The sequence below is a fragment of the Deinococcus sp. NW-56 genome, from assembly GCF_002953415.1.
In the GTDB taxonomy this organism is placed as follows: Bacteria; Deinococcota; Deinococci; order Deinococcales; family Deinococcaceae; genus Deinococcus.
On the sequence record NZ_CP026516.1, the window covers coordinates 1,306,966 to 1,328,398 of the forward strand.

21 protein-coding genes are annotated in these 21,433 nt (G+C 71.6%); 11 read left to right on the forward strand and 10 right to left on the reverse strand.

The window, feature by feature from the left end:
- Positions 1-3: 3 nt before the first annotated feature.
- Positions 4-708, forward strand: coding sequence for a metallophosphoesterase (locus C3K08_RS06560; RefSeq protein WP_104990580.1), 705 nt, complete (start codon positions 4-6; stop codon positions 706-708).
- Here C3K08_RS06560 and C3K08_RS06565 read toward each other — a convergent pair.
- A complete protein-coding gene (locus tag C3K08_RS06565) occupies positions 705-1,871 on the reverse strand; it encodes an aminotransferase class V-fold PLP-dependent enzyme (protein WP_104990581.1) in 1,167 nt (388 codons plus the stop codon). The genes C3K08_RS06560 and C3K08_RS06565 overlap by 4 nt on opposite strands.
- A 151-nt stretch (positions 1,872-2,022) precedes the next feature.
- Between C3K08_RS06565 and C3K08_RS06570 the strand changes: the two genes are divergently transcribed.
- From C3K08_RS06570 to C3K08_RS06590, 5 genes are read left to right on the forward strand one after another with little or no spacing between them, the layout of a single operon-like run.
- A complete protein-coding gene (locus C3K08_RS06570; RefSeq protein ID WP_369848542.1) occupies positions 2,023-2,721 on the forward strand; it encodes an HAD family hydrolase in 699 nt (232 codons plus the stop codon).
- Positions 2,718-3,716, forward strand: a complete 999-nt coding sequence (locus tag C3K08_RS06575; protein ID WP_104990582.1) for a dipeptidase — start codon at positions 2,718-2,720, stop codon at positions 3,714-3,716. Before C3K08_RS06570 ends, C3K08_RS06575 begins: the two co-directional genes overlap by 4 nt.
- A gap of 3 nt (positions 3,717-3,719) precedes the next feature.
- Positions 3,720-4,604: an NlpC/P60 family protein gene (locus tag C3K08_RS06580; RefSeq protein ID WP_104990583.1), complete on the forward strand. Its 885-nt coding sequence runs from the start codon at positions 3,720-3,722 to the stop codon at positions 4,602-4,604.
- Positions 4,601-5,620, forward strand: coding sequence for a dipeptide epimerase (locus C3K08_RS06585; RefSeq protein WP_369848543.1), 1,020 nt, complete (start codon positions 4,601-4,603; stop codon positions 5,618-5,620). The genes C3K08_RS06580 and C3K08_RS06585 overlap by 4 nt, the downstream gene beginning before the upstream one ends.
- Complete coding sequence (locus C3K08_RS06590) at positions 5,617-6,810, forward strand: Gfo/Idh/MocA family protein (protein WP_104990585.1); 1,194 nt, start codon at positions 5,617-5,619, stop codon at positions 6,808-6,810. The genes C3K08_RS06585 and C3K08_RS06590 overlap by 4 nt, the downstream gene beginning before the upstream one ends.
- A gap of 72 nt (positions 6,811-6,882) precedes the next feature.
- Here the strand turns inward: C3K08_RS06590 and C3K08_RS06595 are convergent, their stop codons facing one another.
- The 8 genes from C3K08_RS06595 to fsa form a co-directional block, all read right to left on the reverse strand.
- The gene (locus C3K08_RS06595) at positions 6,883-7,626 is read right to left on the reverse strand and encodes an alpha/beta fold hydrolase (RefSeq protein ID WP_234009201.1); all 744 of its coding nucleotides are present in this window, start codon (positions 7,624-7,626) and stop codon (positions 6,883-6,885) included.
- Complete coding sequence (locus tag C3K08_RS06600) at positions 7,623-8,390, reverse strand: alpha/beta fold hydrolase (RefSeq protein WP_234009202.1); 768 nt, start codon at positions 8,388-8,390, stop codon at positions 7,623-7,625. The genes C3K08_RS06595 and C3K08_RS06600 overlap by 4 nt, the downstream gene beginning before the upstream one ends.
- Positions 8,391-8,417: 27 nt before the next feature.
- Positions 8,418-9,035, reverse strand: a complete 618-nt coding sequence (gene pdxT / locus C3K08_RS06605; RefSeq protein ID WP_104990586.1) for a pyridoxal 5'-phosphate synthase glutaminase subunit PdxT — start codon at positions 9,033-9,035, stop codon at positions 8,418-8,420.
- Positions 9,029-9,937, reverse strand: coding sequence for a pyridoxal 5'-phosphate synthase lyase subunit PdxS (gene pdxS, locus C3K08_RS06610; protein ID WP_104990587.1), 909 nt, complete (start codon positions 9,935-9,937; stop codon positions 9,029-9,031). The genes pdxT and pdxS overlap by 7 nt, the downstream gene beginning before the upstream one ends.
- 61 nt (positions 9,938-9,998) lie before the next feature.
- Positions 9,999-10,385 carry a response regulator gene (locus tag C3K08_RS06615; RefSeq protein ID WP_234009203.1) on the reverse strand — a complete coding sequence of 129 codons (387 nt, stop codon included), beginning with the start codon at positions 10,383-10,385 and terminating at the stop codon, positions 9,999-10,001.
- Positions 10,382-11,851, reverse strand: coding sequence for a peptidoglycan DD-metalloendopeptidase family protein (locus tag C3K08_RS06620; RefSeq protein ID WP_234009204.1), 1,470 nt, complete (start codon positions 11,849-11,851; stop codon positions 10,382-10,384). Before C3K08_RS06620 ends, C3K08_RS06615 begins: the two co-directional genes overlap by 4 nt.
- A 57-nt stretch (positions 11,852-11,908) precedes the next feature.
- Positions 11,909-13,183: a transcription termination factor Rho gene (gene rho / locus C3K08_RS06625; protein ID WP_104990588.1), complete on the reverse strand. Its 1,275-nt coding sequence runs from the start codon at positions 13,181-13,183 to the stop codon at positions 11,909-11,911.
- A complete protein-coding gene (gene fsa, locus C3K08_RS06630) occupies positions 13,180-13,905 on the reverse strand; it encodes a fructose-6-phosphate aldolase (protein ID WP_104990589.1) in 726 nt (241 codons plus the stop codon). Before fsa ends, rho begins: the two co-directional genes overlap by 4 nt.
- A 500-nt stretch (positions 13,906-14,405) precedes the next feature.
- On the opposite strand from fsa, the gene ileS reads away from it, so the two are divergent.
- From ileS to C3K08_RS06650, 4 genes are all read left to right on the forward strand, one after another.
- Positions 14,406-17,690, forward strand: a complete 3,285-nt coding sequence (gene ileS / locus C3K08_RS06635; RefSeq protein ID WP_104990590.1) for an isoleucine--tRNA ligase — start codon at positions 14,406-14,408, stop codon at positions 17,688-17,690.
- A gap of 107 nt (positions 17,691-17,797) precedes the next feature.
- Entirely contained in the window at positions 17,798-17,989 is a 192-nt protein-coding gene (locus tag C3K08_RS06640; RefSeq protein WP_104990591.1) for a ChaB family protein, read from the forward strand.
- A gap of 112 nt (positions 17,990-18,101) precedes the next feature.
- Positions 18,102-18,872, forward strand: a complete 771-nt coding sequence (locus tag C3K08_RS06645; RefSeq protein WP_104990592.1) for a methyltransferase domain-containing protein — start codon at positions 18,102-18,104, stop codon at positions 18,870-18,872.
- 17 nt (positions 18,873-18,889) lie between these two features.
- On the forward strand, positions 18,890-19,213 hold the full coding sequence (locus C3K08_RS06650; RefSeq protein WP_104990593.1) for a hypothetical protein: 324 nt from the start codon (positions 18,890-18,892) through the stop codon (positions 19,211-19,213).
- Positions 19,214-19,244: 31 nt separating this feature from the next.
- On the opposite strand, the gene C3K08_RS06655 is transcribed toward C3K08_RS06650, so the two are convergent.
- The gene (locus C3K08_RS06655) at positions 19,245-20,090 is read right to left on the reverse strand and encodes a DegV family protein (RefSeq protein ID WP_104990594.1); all 846 of its coding nucleotides are present in this window, start codon (positions 20,088-20,090) and stop codon (positions 19,245-19,247) included.
- An 84-nt stretch (positions 20,091-20,174) separates the two neighbouring features.
- Here C3K08_RS06655 and bshA point away from each other — a divergent pair, with 84 nt between their 5' ends.
- Positions 20,175-21,308 carry an N-acetyl-alpha-D-glucosaminyl L-malate synthase BshA gene (bshA, locus tag C3K08_RS06660; protein WP_104990595.1) on the forward strand — a complete coding sequence of 378 codons (1,134 nt, stop codon included), beginning with the start codon at positions 20,175-20,177 and terminating at the stop codon, positions 21,306-21,308.
- Positions 21,309-21,433: the final 125 nt, after the last annotated feature.

The window sequence follows — 21,433 nt, forward strand, 5'->3', positions numbered from 1 at the left end:
ACTTTGCGACTGGCTTTTCTCAGTGACCTGCACGGCAATATCCACGCGCTGACCGCCGTTCAGCGTTTTCTCGCGGACTCGGCGGTCCACGGGGTCGTGGTGGTGGGCGACCTCGTGGGCTACGGGGCCAGTCCGGGGCCAGTGATCGACCGCGTGCAGCGGGAGGGCTGGACGGCCGGGCTGGGGTCCAGCGACCTGCGGGTGGCCCTCGACCTCGGTGGGCGCTCGGAGCGGCACGGGGTGGCCGAGCAGGTGCTGACCTGGACGCGGGGGGTGCTCTCGCCCGAGCAGCTCGACTTCCTGCGCCGTCTGCCGCCGGGCGGCCGGATGATGACTCCGGTGGGCCGGGTGCGCTACTTCCACGGCAGCCCGCACAACCCCGAGGAGCGCCTCGACCTGATGGCCCCCGAACGCGACCTCGAGGACCTCGCGGAGACGTTGGGGGCGCGGGTGGTCGTGGTAGGCGGCACGCACGTGCCCTTTGTGCGGGTGGTGGGCGACACGACCTTCGTGGACCCCGGCTCGGTGGGCCTGAGCCTGAACTCGGAGCCGGGGGCCGACGTCGCCCTCGTGGACTGCGTGGGCCGCACGCCGCGCGTGACGCTGCACAAGGTGAGCTACGACTACGCCTCTTCCGCCTTCGACGTGCTGGCCTGGAAGCTGCCGCCGGTGATCGCGGACGTGATCCGGACCGGCCGAATGGGCTAGGCGGGGGCCGCGGAGGTGCCCAGCACCTCCTCAGAGAGCACCGCCCCGAAGCGCTTCGCCGCGCCCCGCACCCCCATCACCGCCTCCAGCTCGGTCAGAAAGCGGTGGTACAGGGCGGGCCGCGCCCCCTCCCCCATCAGCCCCAGGCGCCAGATCTGCCCGGCGGTGGCTCCCATCCCGCCCGCCACGCTGACCCCACGGGCACGCAGGGCCGCGCGGGTGGCGGCGTCGTCCAGGCCCGGCGGCAACCGCAGCGCGAGGACGGTGGGCAGGCGGTGGTCGGGGTCCGGCACAAAGGGGGTGAAACCCAGCGGCTCCAGCGCGGCGAGCACCCCGCGCCCCACTTCGGCGGCGCGGGCCTGGCGCTGGGGCAGACCTTCGTCCAGGGCCGCCCGCAGCGCCGCGTGCAGGGCGAAGTGGAGGCTGACAGGCACGGTGTGGTGGTAGCTGTGCGCTTCCCAGTAGTCGCGCAGGCCCGCGAAATCGGCGTACCACAGCGGCACGGGCGTGCGCCGCCCCGCGTGCCGGGCCAGCGCCCGCCCGCTCACGGCGACCGGGGCCACACCGGGCGGGGCCGAGAGGCACTTCTGCGAACCGGTGTAGACGTAGTCCGCCTCCAGCCCGGCCATGTCGAAGGGCTGCATTCCGGCGGTGGTCACGGCGTCCACGCTCAGCAGCGCCCCGTTGCCACGTACGGCTTCAGCGATCTCGGACAGCGGGTTGAGGACCCCGGTGCTCGTTTCGCCGTGGACGACCGCCACGAGGCGCACGCGCCCGCCCGCGAGGGCGTCCACAAAGGCCGCCGGGTTGAGCGGCTCGCCCGGCGCGGCCGTCACGGTGCGGACCCGCGCCCCGTACCGCGCCGCCATCTCGGCCATGCGGGCGCCGAAAGAACCGTTCACGCCGATCAGCACCTCGTCGCCCGGCTCCACCAGATTGGCGAAGCCCGCCTCCATCCCCAGGCTGCCCGTGCCCGCGAGCAGGGCGGTGAAGGTGCCGTCCGGAGCGCCGTACAGGGTGCGCAGGTCCGCCTGAATCTCCCCGTTGAGCGCGAAGACCTCGGGATCCATATGGCCCAGCGCTTCGTGCCCCAGCGCCTCCCGCGCGGCGGGGTGCAGGGGCGTGGGACCGGGGGTGAGCAGGAGGTGGGGGCGGGCGCTCATGGGGCGGACTGTAGCATTTGACCCGGAGGCTGAACAACGGGGTTGCGCGGGCTGGTCGGCGACGCGGGCACCGCGCAATGGGATTGCGTCCCCGTGGAAAAAGTCAGGCCATTGGGGATGGGGGGGTGCTCCGGTCCTTACACTGCCCCGCATGATGACCTCTCCTTCCGGCACAGTTCCGCTGCGGGCCGTGCTTTTCGACCGCGACGACACCCTGGCCCGCACTGACCCTGGCGTGTACCGCGAGGCGGCTCTGTGGGCGGCCTCGCGCTTCGGGCTGGACGCGCGGGAGGCGGGGCAGCGGATGGCCGAGGGGTGGGCGGCGCACGCGGAGGCGTGGTGGCACCTGCGCTCGGACGAGGACGAGGCGGCCTTCTGGGATAACTACCGCGCGGACCTGGGCCGGGCGCTCGGCCTGACGGACGGGCAGGCGCAGGAATTGATGGCCGCCTACCCCTACGAGCGCTTCATGAAGCCGGTCGAGGACGCCCGCGCCGTGCTGGAGACGCTGCGGGCTCGGGGGCTGAAGGTCGGCGTGCTGAGCAATACGCTGCCCAGCATCGGGCGCACGCTGGAGGCATTGGGCCTTGCGGACCTCGTGGACGTGGCGATCGCCACCTGCACGGTGGGGGTCCACAAGCCGGAGCCGGGAGCCTTCGAGTTCGCGCTGGACGCACTGGGGCTGCCTGCGGGGGCGGTGCTGTTCGTGGACGACCGCCTGGAGAACGTGGAGGCGGCGCGGGCGCTGGGGCTGCGGGCGGTGCTGATTGACCTGGACGGCCGGGTGGCGGGAGCGCTGCACCGCCTCTCCGACGTGTTGGCACTGGTGGGAGATTCGGTGGAGGGGTGAGCGAGACGCCCTTCCTGATCGACGGGCACCTCGACCTCGCCTTCAACGCCGCGCTGGGGCGCGACCTCACGCTGGGGCTGAAGGCGCTGCGGGCGAGCGACCCGGTGAAGGAGGAGACGGCGACCGTCACCTTCGGCGAGCTGCGGGCGGCGGGCACGCGGGTGTGTTTCGGGACGCTGTTCGCCCTGCCGCGCACCGCCCAGAGTCCGCACGGCTACACCGACCACGCGGGGGCACGGGCGCAGGCGCTCGCGCAACTGGACGGGTACCGCCGCTGGGAGGACGCGGGGCACCTGCGCGTGCTGCGGACCGGAGCGGAGGTGGCGGCCCACCTCGCGGACCCGGCCGCTCCCCTGGGGGTCGTGCTGCTGATGGAGGGGGCGGACCCGGTGCGGGACGCGGACGACCTCGGCTTCTGGGTGGAGGCGGGCGTGCGGGTGGTCGGCCCGGCGTGGGGGCGGACCCGCTACGCCGGGGGCACGGACGCGCCGGGCGGCCTGACGGACGCGGGGCGTGACCTCGTGGCGGCGATGCGCGACCTCGGCGTGACGCTGGACGCCTCGCACCTCGACGACGACGCCTTCTGGGAGGCACTGGAGTTTGGCGGGCGGGTGGTGGCGACCCATGCGAACAGCCGCGCCCTCGTGTCGGGCAACCGCCACCTCACCGACGAGATGGCGCGGGCGATCGCCGGGCGGGATGGGGTGATCGGGCTGGTGCTGCTCTCGACGTTTCTGCGGGCCGGGTGGGCGCTGGGACAGCCTCGGGCAGGGCTGGAGACGGTGGCCGACCACGCCCGGCATTACGCGGGGCTGGTGGGCTGGGACCACGTCGGGCTGGGCACCGACCTCGACGGCGGGTTCGGGAGGGAGAAGACCCCGGCGGGGGTGGACCGGTACCGGGACGTGCCGCGCGTGCTGGAGGTCCTGCCGCCAGGGCACCGGGCGGCCGTCGCGGGCGGAAACTGGGCGCGGTGGCTCACGCGCTACCTTTGAGGGGTGACGGTTTCCGACGCTCTGCCCGACCCCCGCACCCACGCCTACGACCCGGAAGGGGGGTGGGCCGAGGAGACGCTGCGCGGCCTCCTGCCCGAACGCGACTGGACCTGGGTGACTGCCCGGCCCGCCCGCACCGGGAATGCCCGCCTGAGCCTGAAAGCCCGCCCCGACGCCCTTGCCCCGCAAGTGACCGAGGCCCTGCCGGGCGAGGCGCTGGAGGTGCTGCGCGAGGAGGGCGGCTGGGCACGGGTGCGGACCCTGGGCGACGGCTACCTGGGCTGGGCGCGGATGGAGGGGGTTCTGTCCGGTGACGCCCCTTCCGGCGAGACGCTGACGGTGGGCGCCCTGCGAGCCCACGCCTACGCGGGGCCGAAGGTCAGCCAGCTCCTCGTGGCCGAGCTGTGCCTGGGAGCGCGGCTGACGCGGGGACCGGGCGACGTGGTGATGGAGTCGGGGCGGCGATGGGTCCCCGTGACGCTGCCGGACGGGACCGGGGCCTGGGTGGGCGAGGCGGTCCTCTCCCCCATTCCGGCGGGTGACGTGGCCGACCTCGCCCTGCGGCTGCTGGACGCCCCCTACGTCTGGGGCGGACGCAGCGCGTGGGGGCTGGACTGCTCGGGGCTGACGGGGTTGGCCTACGGGTGGGCGGGATGGGCGCTGCCGCGTGATGCGGATATGCAACAGGCCTTTCTGACCCCGGTGGAGACCCCGCAGCGTGGGGACCTCGCCTTCTTCCCCGGCCACGTCGGGCTGATGCTGGATGGGCAGCAGATGGTTCACGCCAACGCGACCCACATGCGGGTGACGGTGGAGACGTTGGGCGAGGGTGACTATGGGGCGCGGCTGGCCGACTCTCTGACGGGTTTCGGGCGGTGGACGCGATGAGCGTGACCTGGGAAACGCGCGAGTTGCACACGGCCCGGCCCTTCGGCATCGCCCGCTGGACGCACACGAGTTACCCGCGCACCTTTGTGACCTTCGTGCGTGATGGGGTGGAGGGACGGGGCGAGGCCGCCCCGAACGCCTTCTACGGCGAGACGCGCGGCACAGTGGAAGCGGTGCTGCCGCTGCTGGCTCCCGCGCTCACCGACCCCTGGGACTGGGAGGGCCTGCGGGCACGGCTCACGGCGGTGATGCCCTTTCACCATCCCAGCGTGAAATGTGCCCTGGAGATGGCGGCTCTGGAGTGGTGCGCCCGCGTCTCCGGGATCCCGGTGTGGCGGCTGCTGGGGCTGTCGCCCTCGCCGCTGCCGGAGAGCAGCTATACGGTGGGCCTGGGTGAACTGGACGCGATGCGGGGAGAGGCGCGGGAGGCGGTGGCTCGTGGGCACGGCGTGTTGAAGGTCAAGCTGGGCACCGACCGGGACGAACAGATCGTGGAGGCCCTGCGCGAGGAGGCGCCGGGCGTGGCCCTGCGGGTGGACGCGAACGCCGCGTGGACCCGGCACCGGGCGCGGCGACTGCTCGGCGTGCTGGAGGCGGCGGGGGTGGAGTTCGTGGAGCAGCCCCTCGCGGCGGGCGACCTGGAGGGCCACGCCGAGCTGCGCCGCTTGACCCGCATTCCCCTCGTCGCGGACGAGAGCCTGCACCACGTCTCGGACGTGCGGGCGCTGGCGGATGCCTTCGACGGGGTGAATCTCAAGCTCGCCAAGCTGGGCGGGCCGTTGCAGGCCCTCGACGCCCTGCGGCTGGCCCGCGCCCACGGGATGAGCGTGATGATGGGGTGCATGATCGAGAGTTCGCTGGGGATCGCGGCGGCGGCGCACCTCGCCGGGCGGTGCGACTGGGCCGACCTCGACGGGGCGCTGCTGCTGGGGGACGATCCCTTCATGGGCCTGGAATGGGAGGCTGGGCGATTGGCCCGGCCGGGGGGCCTGGGTTGGGGCGTGGAATTGCGATGACCGTCACCGTCGCCATCCTGGGCTGCGGCAACCGGGGCGCGGACGTGTATGCCCGGCACCTCGCCGCGCAGGGGGCACGGGTGACCCATCTGGTCGACCCCTGCCCCGCCCGGCTCGCGGAGGTGGCCGCGCGGCATGGCCTGGGACCGGAGGTCTGTTTCTCTGACTGGGACGCCTTCTTCACATTGGGCCGGGTGGCCGACGCGGTGGTCATTGCCACCCCGGACGACGCCCATGTCGAGCCGTGTCTGCGGGCGCTCGCGCTGGGCTACGACGTGCTGCTGGAAAAGCCGATCTGCCTGGAAGAGGCCGATCTGGACCGTCTCCTCGCGGCCGAGGCCGCCTCGCGGGGACGGGTCACGGTCTGCCACGTGTTGCGGGCCACGCCCTTCTTTCAGGCGGTGGCGGCCGGGCTGGCCGAGGGACGGCTGGGACGCTTGGTCGGCATCACGCACGCGGAGAACGTGGCGTGGTGGCACTACGCGCACTCCTACGTCCGGGGCAACTGGGCGCAGTCTCCCCCGGCGGCGCCCTTTCTCCTCGCCAAGAGCAGCCACGACCTCGACCTGCTGCGGGCGTGGGCAGGGGCTGAACCCGTGCGGGTGAGCAGCGAGGGGGGGCTGCACCATTTCCGGCCGGAGGAAGCACCCCCCGGCGCCGCTGACCGCTGCGTGCGCTGTCCGGTGACCGACTGTCCCTACGACGCGCGGACCATCTACCCGCCCCGCGACCCGCACGCGTGGCCGGTCACCGTCCTCACGGCGGGCGGCGTCTCCCTGGCCGACGCGCTGGAGCAGGGGCCGTATGGCCGCTGCGTGTACAACGGCGCGAACAACCAGCCCGACCACCAGACGGTCACGGTGACCTTTGCGGGTGGTGTGGTTGCCACCCTGACCGTGAGTGCGTTCACGCACAACAACACCCGGACCCTCAAGCTGCTGGGGACCCGGGGCGAGCTGCGCGGCCACATGGAGCGCGGCGAACTCGACTGGCACGACTTCCGTACGGGCGCGGTCGAGCGGCAGGTGGTGGACACCTCCGGCACCCACGGCGGCGGGGACGTGGGGCTGATCGCGGCGTGGCTGGCCTTCCTGCGGGGTGAGGCGGGCGTGCCCACTCCCCTCTCGGAGTCGCTGGACTCACACCGGATGGCCTTTGCGGCGGAACGGGCGAGGAACACGAGGGGATAGGGGGAAGTGGCTCCTATTTGGATCTATAAGTGAAACTATTCACGATAAAATCTATTCGTGAATTTTTTGTTTCTATGAATTGGCGTCCAGAAAGTCACGGGTCAGTCGTGCCACGGCCCGTGGGAAGGAATCCGTGAGGGCGTGGGTGCCGCCCTCCACATCCCGTACGACGGCGTGGGGAATGGCGCGGCAGATGGCCTGCACCGTCCAGGTCTGGATCACGGGGTCACGGGTGCCGTTGAGCAGGAGCGTGGGAACACTGACATAGGGGAGCAGCGGGCCGGTGTCATGTTCGCTCTGGTCCTGGGCCAGGCGGTACATCAAGGCGGAGCCGGAGCGCAGGTAGGCGGTAAAGCCCGGGCACAACAGGCCGGGGCGTTCACGCGGCAGGTCCCGCAGCAGGCGCCGGAACTGCACCCGCACGCTGGGGTTCTCGGGGATGCCGGTGGGGGCACAGGCGATCAGGGCGGAGGTGGCGCGGGGGTAGCGGGCCGCGAGGTCGAAGATGACCTCCCCCCCGAGCGAATGGCCGAAGACGGGCGCGCCGCTCAGGCCGGTGGCTTCCAGCCACGCGGCGAGGTGGTCGGTGAGGTCCTCGATCACGCGCGGAAAGCCGGGGCGCCCGGCGCTGTGGCCGTGACCGGGCGGGTCATAGACGTAGACGGTGCGGCTCCGGGCGAGTTCGCGCGAGACGCGCACGTACATCCACGAGGCGCAGCCCAGCCCCGGCACGAGCACCAGTGGCGGCCCCTCGCCGCGCACCCAGGCGTGGGTCCGCAGGCCGCGCACGGTGGTGTACAGGGGGTGGCCGCTCAAGCGGGAGCCTCTCCCCTCTGGGCCAGAAAGTCCAGAACGAGGGCGTTGAACGCCTCCGGCGCGTCCACCATCACGACGTGCCCGGCGCGGGGAATCTCGGCGTAGCGGGCGCCGGGAATCGCGGCGGCGAGGCGGCGGCCGATGGCGGGAGGCACCAGGGCGTCCCGCGCTCCCCAGATCACCAGGGTGCGGGCGGTCAGACCCGGCAGCAGGTCCTGCACGCTGTCGCGCAGCAGGTCCCCGGCGCTGCGCCAGAGTTTCAGGGGACCGGTGCGGGCGGCGTCGGCCAGCACGCGCGGCACGAAGGCCACCCGCCCGGTCACGGCGGCGCGGGGCAGGTGCAGGGCCATGCGGGCGCGGGGTCCGGCGAGCAGGCCGCTCGCGCAGGCGAGGACGAGGTGGCTGACCCGGTCCGGGCGCAGCGCGGCCACGCGAATGGAGATGTGCCCGCCCATCGAATGCCCGATCAGGGTGACGCGGGTCAGGCCCTGGTCGTCGAGGAAGGCGGCGATCAGGGCGGCCGCGCCGCGCACGCCGGGCGAGCGGTGGTGGGGCGGCAGACCGTAGCCGTAGGCCGCGAGGTCGAGGATATACACCCGGTGCGCGGCCGCGAGCGCGGGCACGTTGCGCCGCCACCAGCGGCCCGACCCGCTGAGGCCGTGCACCAGCAGGATGGGGTCGCCCTCCCCGGTCACGGTGTAGCGCAGGGCCGCGCTCCCCGAGCGGAACTGGCGCGGGCGGGAACGGGACAGGCGGGCAGGCACGCCCCGGAAGATAGGGCAAATCGGGGACTAGAGGACGGGAACTTCTTCGCGCACCATTCCCAGGAAGAGGCGGTGGAGCCGGTCGTCCCCGGTCAGCTCGGGGTGGAAGGCAGAGGCGAGGACGTGGTCCTGGCGGGCAAGGACCGCCACACCCGCGTGGGTGGCGAGCACCTCGGTCCCCTCCCCCACCCCGGTGAAGGCGGGGGCACGGATGAAGACGGCGGGGAAGGGCGTGTCCAGCCCACGCACGCCCAGCGGCACCTGAAAGGAATCCACCTGGCGCCCGAAGGCGTTGCGGCGCACGGTGAGGTCGATCAGCCCCAGGCTGCGCTGCCGCCCGCCGAACTGCGGGGGAGCACCCTCCACGTCGCGGGCGAGCAGGATCGCCCCCGCGCAGGTCCCCCACAGCGCCCCGCCGGAAGCGTGGAAGTCCCGCAGGGGGTCCCACAGCCCGTACTCGTCCATCAGCCGGGCCATGGTGGTGCTCTCACCGCCGGGGAGGACCAGGCCGCCGAGTCCGGCGAGGTCGGCGGGGAGCCGGACCTCGCGGACTCGCGCCCCCAGCGACTCCAGCATCCGGCGGTGTTCGCGAAAGGCCCCTTGCAGGGCGAGGACACCGATGGGGGCTGGGAGGGGGTTTACCATCCGCGGCCCGCGAGGCGCTCCTGCGGGATCAGGCTGTCGATGTCGATGCCGGTCATGGGGACGCCGAGGTCCTCGCTGACTTCGGCGAGCACGTCGGGGTTCTGCCAGTGGGTGACGGCCTTGACGATGGCGCGGGCGCGGCGCTCGGGGTCGCTGCTCTTGAAGATGCCGCTGCCGACAAACACGCCGTCGAGGCCGAGGTGCATCATCAGCGCGGCGTCGGCGGGGGTGGCGACGCCGCCAGCCGCGAAGTTCACGACGGGCAGCTTGCCGTGCGCGTGGACGTACTGCACGAGGTGATAGGGCGCCTGAAGGTCGCGGGCCAGGGTCATCAGTTCCTCAGCGGGACGGGCCTGGAGGGCGCGGATCTCGCCCAGCACGGTGCGGGCGTGGCGCACGGCCTCCACGACGTTGCCGGTCCCGGCCTCGCCCTTGGTACGGATCATGCTCGCACCCTCGCCCACCCGGCGCAGGGCTTCCCCGAGGTTCTTGGCGCCGCACACGAAGGGCACCCGGAAGTCGCTCTTGAGGATGTGGAACTGGTCGTCGGCGGGCGTCAGCACCTCCGACTCGTCGATAAAGTCCACCCCGATGGCTTCCAGAATCCGCGCCTCCACGATGTGGCCGATGCGGACCTTGGCCATCACGGGGATGGTCACGGCGGCCATGATCTCCTTGATCATGCGGGGGTCGCTCATGCGGGCCACGCCACCGTCGCGGCGGATGTCGGCGGGCACGCGCTCGAGCGCCATCACGGCGGTCGCCCCGGCCGCTTCCGCGATGCGGGCCTGCTCGGGCGTCACCACGTCCATGATCACGCCGCCCTTGAACATCTCGGCGAAGCCTTCCTTGAGGGCGGGGGTTCCGGTCTGGGGGGTCTGGTTCTGGGGAGTCTGGGTCATGGGGGCAGGCTAGGCGAAAACTGGCCCCATGATCAGGGCCAGTTGAAAGCAAATGATGGGGTCAGTCCTGGGGCCGGGCGAGGCGGCGCAGACAGGCGACAAGTTCAGAGGGGCGGAAAGGCTTGACGAGGTACTCGCAGGTCACCCCGACGGGCAGGGTGGGCGGACGGTTCAGGCCGGAGAGGAAGACGACCGGGGGCAGGCGCTCGCCGAGACAGGCGTGGAGGCGCCGCACGGTCTCGAAGCCGTCCCAGGGGGCCATCAGCACGTCCATCACGATCAGGTCGGGGAGGGGGCCGTCCTCCAGGGCGGCGAGGGCCTCGGGGCCGCTGCGGGCGGAGGTGACCGTGAAGCCCTGGAGTTCCAGGGTCAGGGCCAACAGTTCGAGAATCTGCACCTCGTCGTCCACGACGAGCAGACGCAGCGGCAGCCCGGAGGGGACCGTCACGGGAGCAGGAGGAGCGGGTCGACCGCCTGCCCGCCGGGGCGGACCTCAAAGTGGAGGTGGGGGCCAGTGCAGATGCCAGTGCAGCCGACAAACCCCAGCAGGTCGCCGGGGGCCACCGTCTGCCCGGCCCGGACCGCCGCGCGGCTGAGGTGGCCGTAGACCAGGGTGGTGCCGCCCCCGCCGGTCAGGACATTCAGGCCGTAGGCCCCGTAACCGCTTTCCACGACGGTCCCGCCCGCCGCCGCGTACACCGGGGTCCCGGCGGGGGCGGCGAGGTCCACCCCGCCGTGAAAGACCTGCCGGTGGTAGTCGATGTCCTCTTCCCCGAAGCGGCTGGTGATCCGCGCTCCGTGAACGGGCCAGCGCAGCCCGGCGACGGGGCCGACCCCCGCCGAGCGGACGGTCGGGGCCGAGCGGGCGGCCGCCTGGGCCTCGGCCTGCTGACGCTCCCGTTCGCGGCGGGCCTCGGCCTGTGCGGCGAGGGCCGCCTCATACTGCGCCTGGCGCTCGTAGCGCTCGTTGAGCTGCTGGCGCTCGGGGCTGGTCTTCCAGGCGAGGTAGGCGGCGTAGCGGTCGTATTTCGCCTGAAGCTGCGCCTTGCGGGCGGCGAGATACGCCTCGTAGCGGGCCTGGCGCTCGTACTTTTCCTGAAGGCGGGCACGTTCGCGGGCCTGCTCCCGTGCGGCGAGGTAGGCCTCGTAGCGAGCCTGGCGGGCGTACTTCTCCTCCAGGCGCTCGCGTTCGCGCTGCCGGGCCTCGGCCCGCTCGCGGGCGGCCTCCTCGGCCTCGCGGCGGGCGAGCAGGCGCTCGTGCAGGGTGTCAGGCGTGACGCCGGGCAGCAGCAGGAAGTCGCCCGGCCCCAGGGTGGTGGGGAGCACGCCATTCGCCCGCGCCGTCTCCGCGAGGTCGGCCCCGTAGCCTGCGATCAGGGACAGGGCGGTCTGGCCCGCCTTGACGCGCACCAGCAGGCCGCGCTCGGCGGTGGGAATCCAGAGGGTCTCCCCCGCCCGCAGGTCGTCGAGGCTGGGGCGGTCGAGGTTGGCCCCCAGCAGCTCGACCACGCGCAACCCGTGCTGGGCGGCCACGGTGTCCAGCGTCTCGCCGGGCTGCACCCGGTGGGGCACGACCGACGGCGGGCGGAAGGGTTCGCGGGCGGGGGGGGCCACCGGGGGCAGGGGCAGTTCGGCCTGACCGCCCGGCAGCGGGGTCACCGCCGAGGACGGCACCCCGTAGCGGCGGGCGAGCCGCGCAGGGGCCTCGCGGGTCACGACGACCAGCCGGGCGGGGTCCTCGCGGACAAGTTGCACGCGGGGGAGCGCCGCGCCGAGGCGCTCGGCGGGGCCGGTCAGGGCGGGCAGGCCAGGCTGCGCGGTCGCTGGGGGCGCCAGCAGAAAGGCGGCGAGCAGCAGGGAGCGGGTCAGGAGGAAGCGGTGCCCCGCAGGGGGGCCTAAGGGGAACTCACGCACGCGGACTCCAGGAAACGCGGCCCCACGGGAAGGCGGGGCCGGGGAAGGGGCGGGGGCTCAGCCCGCGAGGCTGGCGAGGAACTCGACGTTGTTGCGGGTCTTGCCCATGCGGCCGAGCAGCATCTCCATCGCGTCGGCGGGGTCCATGTCGGAGATGACCTTGCGCAGGAGCCACATCTTCTTCAGGACCTCAGGCTGCAGCAGCAGCTCCTCGCGGCGGGTGCCGGACTTCAGGATGTCGAGGGCCGGGAAGATGCGGCGCTCTTCGAGCCTGCGCGAGAGGACGAGTTCGGCGTTGCCGGTTCCCTTGAACTCCTCGAAGATCACGTCGTCCATGCGCGAGCCGGTTTCGACCAGCGCGGTCGCCAGGATGGTCAGGCTGCCGCCCTCGCGGATGTTGCGGGCCGCGCCCAGGAAGCGCTTGGGCCAGTGCAGGGCGTTGGAATCCAAGCCGCCCGAGAGCGTGCGGCCGGTGGGCGGCGTGACGAGGTTGTTCGCGCGGGCGAGGCGGGTGATCGAGTCGAGCAGGATCACCACGTGCCCGCCTTCCTCCACGATGCGGCGGGCGCGTTCGTGGACGAACTCGGCCACCCGGACGTGGTGCTGCGGCGGCTCGTCGAAGGTCGAGGCGATGACCTGGGCACCCTGCACGCTCTCGCGGAAGTCGGTCACTTCCTCAGGGCGCTCGTCGACGAGCAGCACCATCACCGTCACGTCGGGGTAGTTCTTGACGATGGAATTGGCGATCTTCTTCAGCAGGGTCGTCTTTCCCGCTTTCGGTGGCGCGACGATCAGGGCCCGCTGCCCCCGGCCGATGGGCACGAGGAGGTCCACCACCCGCAGCGAGAGGCTGTCGTCCATCAGCGGGTCTTCGAGGACCAGTTGGTGGTCGGGGAAGGTCGGCGTGAGGTCGTCGAAGCGGGGGCGCCGGCGGGCCGACTCGGGGTCCAGGCCGTTGACGGCTTCGACCTGCACGAGGGTGCCGTAGCGCTCGTTCTCGCGGGGCCTCCGGGCGCGGCCGATCACCTCGTCGCCGGTGCGGAGGTGAAACTGCTTGATCAGGCCCGCCGTCACCAGCACGCTGCGGGAGGCGGGGTCAAGCAGATTGGCCTGCAGGAAGCCGTAGCCGTCGGCGCTGATCTCTAGGAAGCCGCGGGCGAGCACCTGGCCTTCGGCCTCGGCCTGCTTTTCCAGGATGGCGAGGGCCAGGGTGTCTTTTTTCAGCTTGCGGTAGTTCTCGATCCCCAGCCCGGCGGCGATCAGGTGCAGCTCGGGCAGGATCTTGTCCTGAAGTTCGTGATAGGGCAGCGGGGCGCTGAGGGGCTGGGTCACTGCTTCGTGCCTCCCTGGGCGGTCACGCCGCCCTGCTGCGGGTTGGTGCCCGCCTCGCTTGCGGGCGTTTCAGGAGAGGCCCCCGCCCGCTTCGCCCAGTCGGCGAGGAAGGCGTCGAGGCCCGCCTGGGTCAGCGGGTGCTTGATCATGGACGCGAAGACCTTGTAGGGGATGGTCGCCACGTCGGCCCCGGCGAGGGCGGACTGCACGACGTGCTGGGGGTGGCGGATGGAGGCCGCGAGCACCTTGGTCCGGATGTCGCCCAGCACGTAGGCTTCCTTGATCTGGCGGATCAGCTCGATGCCGTCCCAGCCGATGTCGTCCACCCGGCCCGCGAAGGGTGACACGTAGGTCGCCCCGGCGCGGGCGGCGAGCAGGGCCTGCGGGACCGAGAAGCAGAGGGTCACGTTGGTCTTGATGCCCTCGGAGGTCAGGGTCTTGCAGGCTTGCAGCCCGGCGGGCGTAAGGGGCAGCTTGACCACGACGTGCTCGCTCCACTGCGCGACCTCGCGGCCCTCCCGGATCATGCCCTCGGCGTCGAGGGCGGTGACTTCGGCGCTGATGGCCCCACCGACAAGGGCGGAAATCTCCTGAATGACTTCCTTGAAGTCACGCCCCGAGGCGGCGACAAGGCTGGGGTTGGTGGTGACGCCCGAGAGGACGCCCCAGGCATGGATCTCGCGGACCTCGTCCACAACGGCGGTATCGATGAAAAATTCCATGGTCGGCTCCTGACAGGGGGAGAGAAAGGGTCGGGGTCGGTCGGCGGCCCGCCCTCACGCGGGGCAGACGACATGGGGTGATTGTATCCCCCGTGATCATGTGCCGGTCAGGTGTGGCCAGGCAGGCCCGCGCGATTGACCCCGCCCATGCTGCCCGCCTACCATGAGCGTCACTCCCTGCGGGGGGTGAGCAACGCAAGAGGCGACCGCGAGGCGAGTACGCGGGGACAGAGGCCTTCACGAGCGAGTCCGGGACGGTGAGAGCCGGACGAGGTGCCCCCCGCCGAAGATCCCCTCCCGCGCCGACGGAAGAACAGCCGTTCGCGGCCCAGTAGACCCGTCCGGACCGCCCCCCGGCAGAGGGCACGAACGGAGGCCGCTCCCACGGGCGGCGAAGTTGGGTGGTACCACGCGCGAGAGTGTCCCCGGCGCGTCCCAGCAGCACGCTGGGGCGCGTTTTGCCGTTTGCCTCCCACCCGGTTCCCTCCCAAGGAGTCCCCATGACGACCACCGAATCCAGACCCACGTCCTCCACCCCCTTCGAGCCGGTTCCCTCGCAGCCCCGCTTCCGCGAGCTGGAAGAGGGGGTGCTGGGGCGCTGGCAGCGCGAAGGCATCTTCGAGCGCACCCAGGAGCGCAAAGAAGGCCAGCCCGAGTTCGTCTTCTACGAGGGGCCGCCCACCGCGAACGGCAAGCCCGCGCTGCACCACGTCCTCGCGCGGTCGTTCAAGGACCTCTTTCCGCGCTACAAGGTGATGCAGGGCTACCATGTCACCCGCAAGGGCGGCTGGGACACCCACGGCCTCCCGGTCGAGATCAGCGTGGAAAAGAAGCTGGGCTGGCTGGGCCGCAACCACGGGGCGAGCCGCGCGGAGGTCGAGGAATTCACCCGGCTGTGCCGCACGTCCGTCTGGGAGACCATCCAGGACTGGAACACCTTCACCGAGCGGCTGGGCTACTGGGTGGACCTGCGCGACCCGTACATCACGTATCAGAACCGCTACATCGAGAGCGTGTGGAACCTGCTGAAGCGGCTGCACGCCAAGGGCCTGGTCGCGCAGGACTACAAGGTGGTGCCGCTCTCGCCGCGCATCTCGACCACGCTCTCCAAGGCCGAGCTGGGCGAAGTGGACTCCTACCGGATGGTGGACGACCCCTCCGTGTACGTGCGTTTTCCGGTGATCTGGGACACGCTGCCCGAGCGGGCGCACGCGGCGCTGAGTGCGCTCGGCGGGGAGGACCGGCAGGGCCTCGCGCTCGTGGTGTGGACCACGACCCCGTGGACGCTGCCCAGCAACACGCTCGCGGCCGTGAATGCAGAGCTGAGCTACGTGGTCGCGCGGGCGGAAGGCGGGCCGATCATCGTGGCGGCGGACGCGGTGGAGCGGCTCTCGGGGTTGCACAAGAACGCCGAGCCGCTGGAGGTGCTCGCCTCCTTCCCCGGCCGCGACCTGGAGGGCATCGAGTACGAGCCGCCCTTCCCGGAGGTGGCGGTCGAACTGGGCGTGCTGAAGGAATTGCACGAGCGCAATGCGGACGGGCGCCCAGTCATGCACTTCGTCACGCTGGCGGACTTCGTCTCGGCGGCGGACGGGTCGGGCGTGGCGCACGAGGCCCCGGCGTACGGCGCCGAGGACCTTGAACTGGCCCGCCAGTACGGCGTGCCGCTGATGTTCGGGGTGGACGACCACGGCATCCTGCGGGTGACGGGCGAGCGCGGCAAGTTCTTCAAGGACGCCGACAAGGGCCTGATCGCGGACCTCAAGGCGCGGGGACGGATGTTCCACGCGGGCACGCTGCGCCACCGCTACCCCTTCCACGACCGCACGGGCGACCCGATCCTCTACTTCGCCAAGAAGGGCTGGTACATCCGCACGAACCAGATGGCGGACCGGATGCTGGAGACGAACGAGGAGATCAACTGGGTTCCGGCGAACATCAAACACGGGCGCTTCGGCAACTGGCTGGAGGGCAACGTGGACTGGGCGATCAGCCGCGAGCGCTACTGGGGCACGCCGCTCCCCTTCTGGATATCGGAGGACGGCGACCTGCGGGTGGTGGGCAGCGTGGCAGAACTCTCCGAGCTGACCGGGCGCGACCTCTCCGGGCTCGACCTGCACCGGCCGTATATCGACGACATCACCTTCGAGTTGGGCGGCCAGACGTACCGCCGGGTGCCGGAGGTGCTCGACGTGTGGTTCGATTCCGGCTCAATGCCCTATGCGCAGTGGGGCCTGCTGACGGACGAGACGGGCGAGGAGGCGCTGCCGGGGGCGGAGGCGAACCTGGCGCAGTTCGAGCGGCACTTCCCGGCCGACTTCATCTGCGAGGCCATCGACCAGACGCGCGGGTGGTTCTACTCCCTGCACGCGATCGCCACCATGCTCTACGACCAGCCTGCCTACCGCAACGTGATCTGCCTGGGACACATCGTGGACGAGCATGGGGCCAAGATGAGCAAGAGCAAGGGCAACGTCGTGGAGCCGCTGCCGCTCTTCGACCGCTACGGGGCAGACTCGGTGCGCTGGTACATGTTCATGGCGTCGGACCCCGGCGACCAGAAGCGCTTCTCCGAGCGGCTGGTAGCCGAGGCGCAGCGCTCCTACGTGAACACGCTGTGGAACGTCTACTCCTTCTTCGTGCTGTACGCGAACCTCGACCAGCCGGGGCTGGAGGACGCACCCGCCGCCGCCGAGCGCCCCGAGATGGACCGCTGGCTGCTCGCGCGGCTGGAGGAGACGGTGCGGGACGTGACCGAGGCGCTCGACGCGTACGACGCGCGGAGCGGGGGCCGGGCGCTGGAGCGGTTCGTGGCCGACCTCAGCAACTGGTACGTGCGGCGCAACCGCTCGCGGTTCTGGGGCGAGGGGGGACAGGTCGACGTGGCCGCCTACGCCACCCTGCACGAGGCGCTGCTGACCGTCTCGCAGCTCACCGCGCCCTTCACGCCATTCCTGGCCGAGGCGATGTACGGCAACCTCACGCGGGGGCAGGGGGCGCAGAGCGTTCACCTCACCCGCTGGCCACAGGTGCGCCCGGAGCGGCTGGACGAGCGCCTGACCGCCGAGATGGCCGCCGTGATCAAGGTGGTCGAGCTGGGGCGGGCCGTGCGTGGTGCGCACAACCTCAAGACCCGGCAGCCGCTGGCGAGCGCGACGGTGCGGGCCGGGTCGCCGGAGCTGACAGACGCACTGCGCCGCTTCCAGGCGCAGATCATGGAGGAGCTGAACGTCAAGGGGGTGACTTTCCTGGAAGGCGTGACCGATCTCGTGGAGTACAGCCTGCGCCCGAACCTCCCCGTGATCGGCAAGGTGTACGGCAAGGCGCTGCCACAGGTGCGGGCGGCGCTGGCGGCGGCAGACGCGGCGGCGGTCGCCCACGCGGTGCAGGCGGGCGAGAGCTTCACGGTGGAGGCGGGTGGGCAGACCTTCGAATTGACCCCCGATCAGGTGCTCGTGGACGCGAAGGCCCCCGAGGGCGTCGCTGCCGCCGAGGACGCCGGGTTCCTCGTCGCCTTCGATACTGCGTTGACCCGTGACCTCGTGCTGGAGGGCCTGGCCCGCGACCTCGTGCGCGGCATTCAGGAGGCGCGGAAGGCGGCGGGCTTCGAGGTGCAGGACCGCATCCGCCTCGCGCTGGAGCTGGAGGGAGACGCCCGCGAGGCGGCCGAGGCGTGGCGCGACTTCATCGCCGGGGAGGTGCTGGCCGAGGAACTGTCCTTCGGCGCGGGCGAGGGTCATGCGGCAGAGGTCGAGGGGGGCACGGCCCACCTGACGCGGGTTTGAAGGCATGAATGGGAGGAGCGGGCCTGCGGGTCCGCCCTCTTGCTGTTGACCGGGTTGGGGGCTGGCGCTCAGAAACGCCGCGCACGATAGGCCGCAAGGAGAAAGCTATGCCTTACCGCAGCATGGACGAGCTGCCCGAAGCCCAGGTCGACCAGTACACCGAGCATCAGAGAGAGGCGTTTCTAGAGGCATTCAACAACGCCCTGGACGAGTACGGCGGCGACGAGGACCGCGCCTTCGCGGTCGCCCACTCGGCGGCGAAAAAGGCGGGCGAGAAGGAGGAGCGGGAAGACGGGTAGTCCTCGAGGACAGTGGCGGCCGGGCACGCTGGTCCGGCCGCTCTTTTCGTCGTCCAGGCTTGTTACCACTCCGGTACGCACACATCTTTTGCGGACAGACTACGCTGCCCGCATGACCTGGAATCCCAACCTCTATCACCGCCACCGCGAGGCCCGCAGCGCCCCGGTGCATGACCTCCTGGCGCTGATCCCGGATCTCCCCTACCGCGACGTGGTGGACCTGGGGTGCGGCACGGGGGAACCGACGCGGCTACTGGCGGAGCGGTTCCCCAACGCGCGGGTGCTGGGGGTGGACAGCAGCGCGGAGATGCTGGCGCGGGCGGACGCCGCGGGTCTGCCGAACCTGCGCTTCGAGCGGGAGGACATTCTGGAGTTGGCAGGCGAGTACGACCTGATCTTCTCCAACGCGGCGCTGCAATGGCTGCCGGATCACCCGGCGCTGCTGGCCCGGCTGTGGGAGCGGCTGCGGCCTGGCGGCGTGCTGGCCGTGCAGGTGCCCGCGAACCACGACCATGACAGCCACCGGCTGCTGACCGAGACGGCGAACGAGTTCGCCCCGGAGCTGGGCGGCTTTACCCGCTTCGGCACCGCGCAGGGGGCCTCCCCGGTGCTGACACCCGCTGCCTATGCCGAGCGGCTGGATGAACTGGGGGCCGTGGAGGTCACGGCGCTGAGCAAGGTCTATCCGGTCGTGCTCTCCGGCGCCGAGGGCGTGCTGGACTGGACGCGGGGCACGGCGCTGGTGCCGTACCTGTCGCGACTGGGCGAGGAGGACGCAGGCCGCTTTACCGCGGCCTACCTGGAGCGGCTCAGGAAACGCTGGCCGGGCGAGCGGGTGTACTACGCCTTCACGCGGGTGCTGTTCATGGCGCGGCGGGCGTGACGGCGGTGGCTTGACCCATGCCCCGCCTCTCGCCCCGCGCCCATACCCGGATCGACGCGGCCTCCGCCGGGCTGAGGCTGCTTCTGCCCCCGCTGCTGGGCCTGTCGCCGCCCACCCGCAGGGCCTCGCTGGCGCTGGCCGGGGTGGGGGTGCTGCTGGGAAGCGTGACGGCTTACCCGTATTCGCTGCGTGGCCCCCGCCTGCTCTCGCTGCGGGAGCACCGGCAGGCCGAACGGCTGAGTTTCCTCGCGTTTCTCGCCTTGCCCTGGATGACCCGAACACGGTGTGACTGGGCCTATCTCCTGACCGTGCTGGGAGCGTACGGGCGACCCACTTGCTGACCCGCTGGGAGGCTGAACCGGCCTCCCCCCGTCAGGCGAGCACGGGCCGGGCCATCAGCCCATAGGTGCCGGGGCCGACGTGGGCGCCGATCACGGGGCCAAGGAGTTGCATGCGGCCCCGCGCCACGTTCAGGCGGCTGGCCTGCACCGCCGAGCGCAGTTCCGCCATGCGGGCGGGGTCGCGCCCCGCGTGGCCGATGGTGACCGCGACGGGCTCGCGGCCGAAGTGCGCTTCGAGCTGCGCGAGGATGTCCCCGGTCGCCTGCGCGGCCCGCACCCGGCGCACGGCCTTCAGGCGCCCGGCGTCGAATCGCAGCACGGGCCGGACCCCCAGCATGTTGCCGATGAATTCCTGCGTCCGCGAGAGGCGCCCGCCCCGGCGCAGGTACTCCAGGGTCGGCACGGTGAACTCGGCCAGCAGGCCACTTTGCACCCCGGCCACCGCCTGCTTCGCGGCGGCGAGGTCACCGCCCCGGCCCACGGCCTCCCGCGCGGCGAGGGCTGCCTCCGCCAGGGGCAGGGAGGCGAAGCCGCTGTCGATGATGTGGACGCGGTCCCCCGCCCCCAGCGCCTGCGCGGCCTGCCGGGCGTGCGCGGCGGTGGCCGAGAGGTGCCCGCTGATATGCAGGCTGAGCACGGCGTCGTGCGTGGCGAGCAGCTCCCGGTAGACCCGCTCGAAGGCCGCCTGAGTGGCGGGCTCGGTGCCCACCTGCCCGCCGGAGCGCTGGTGGTCGTACACGGCGTCGGGGTCGACCTCCTGCCAGTCCAGCAGGCTCCGGCCATTCATCAGGACCCGCAGGGGCACCACGTGCAGGCCGAGCTGCCGGGCCGTCTCGGGGGCGAGGTCGCAGGTGGAATCCGTCACGACGGCAAGCATGGTGCCGCCAGCGTAAGGTGAGGGTTCACACAGTTTCATCACAGCCGGGTCAGGTGGGGAGCGGCGCCCTATACTCCGCAGGCGATGGAACTTCCCGACAAGATTGCTGTGCTGTGCCACACCGGGGCGGGCGGGTCCGGCGTGGTGGCGACCGAGCTGGGGCTGATGGTGGCGGCGGCCGGGCGCGAGGTGCACTTCGTCGGGTCGGCGGTGCCCTTCCGGCTGGCGGGCCAGCGCGGGCTGGGACGGCCGTACTTTCATCAGGTCGGGGGCTTCGCCTACGCGCTGTTCGACCAGCCCTACCCCGAGCTGGCGGCCACGAACACGCTGACCGAGGTGATTCTGGAGCATGGGGTCAGCCTGGCGCACGCGCACTACGCGATTCCGCACGCCTCGGCGGCGATCCATGCCCGCGAGATCACCGGTCGCAGCCGGGTGCTGACCACCCTGCACGGCACAGACGTGACGCTGGTGGGGGCCGAGCCTGCCTTCCGGCACACCACCCGCGACGCCATCGAGCGCAGCGACCATGTGACGGCGGTGTCGCAATTTCTGGCCGATCAGACCCGCGAGGTGTTCGGCGTCACCCGCGAGATCGAGGTGATCCACAACTTCGTGGACGCCGGGCGCTTCGTGCGCGTGACTGACCCGGCCCTGCGTGCCCGCTTCGCCCATCCCGAGGAGGCGCTGATCGTCCACATCAGCAACTTCCGGCCCGTCAAGCGGGTCGAGGACGTGGTGCAGGTCTTCGCGCGGGTGGCGAGCGAGATTCCCGCCCGCCTCCTGATGGTGGGCGACGGCCCCGAACGGCCCCGCGCCTTTGAACTCGCCGGGCAGCTCGGCGTGATCGGGCGCACCCACTTCCTGGGGTCCTTTCCCGACGTGGAGGGCGTGCTGGGGATCAGCGACCTGTTCCTGCTGCCCAGCACCAACGAGAGCTTCGGCCTCGCCGCGCTGGAGGCCATGAGCTGCGAGGTGCCGGTCGTCGCGGCCCGCGCGGGCGGCGTCCCGGAGGTCGTCGAGGACGGGGTGACCGGCTACCTCGCCCCGGTGGGCGACGTGGACGCGATGGCGCACGCGGCCCTACGGATCCTGCGCGACCCCGCGCTCTACCGCCGCCTGGGCAGCGCCGCGCGGGAAGCGGCCCTGACGCGCTTTCAGCCGGAGCGGATCGTGCCCCGTTATCTGGATGCTTACGCACGGACAGTGCGGGGGTAGTTCAGAGGGATATATAAGTGAATCATTTCACGATAAATCTGGTTGTGAAATTTTTGTTACCTCGCGCGGCTTTCTGAAACCAGATAGAGCGAAGGAAGAGGAGGTGGCGCAACTTCCCCTTCCGC